Source organism: Thermococcus sp. ES12, assembly GCF_012027515.1.
GTDB lineage: Archaea > Methanobacteriota_B > Thermococci > Thermococcales > Thermococcaceae > Thermococcus > Thermococcus barossii.
The window spans coordinates 1-430 of sequence record NZ_SNUP01000088.1 but is presented as its reverse complement, the minus strand read 5'-3'; the positions used below and the strand labels follow the sequence as shown (position 1 = coordinate 430).

At 40.0% G+C, this 430-nt stretch carries 1 protein-coding gene; it reads left to right on the top strand.

Going from position 1 to position 430, the window contains the following annotated elements; genetic code table 11:
* Positions 1 to 290 (top strand): hypothetical protein (locus tag E3E37_RS11610; protein WP_206204111.1); only part of this gene is annotated, 290 nt, incomplete at its 5' end.
* Positions 291 to 430 lie beyond the last annotated feature (140 nt).

Below are 430 nucleotides of genomic sequence, written 5' to 3'. Positions count from 1 at the left end.
TTGGAGTCGCTCCACCAGTCGTAATGTGGGTAAAGCTTAAAATTGTAGCACCCTTTGCTGCATTTTTGAATTTCAGCACAGTCAACCCGCATATAGCTTCTGTTTGTGAGCCTCTTGAAAAGAAATACATTCACCTCTGGTTCCCAAGTAACTTCTTCTGGAACCGTGAAGTTCAGGCTTCCGCTTATTGTAAAATTCTATTCAAGCGCTTTAAACTTCAAGCTTCTGATCAAGAGATAGTAAAAGGTTCCGTTTTCAGTCATTTGGCTCAAGTTGGCTCCTTTGAATAAGACGCTCAGAGAATAGTTTTCTTTTGAGTTCCAGAATAAATCTGTCGAAATGTAGAGTGTGTAATCGCCAGCAAAGGAAATCCTCGTTTTGTTCAGAATAGATACTATAAACCTAACGGCACTCTGATTAATCTCTGACC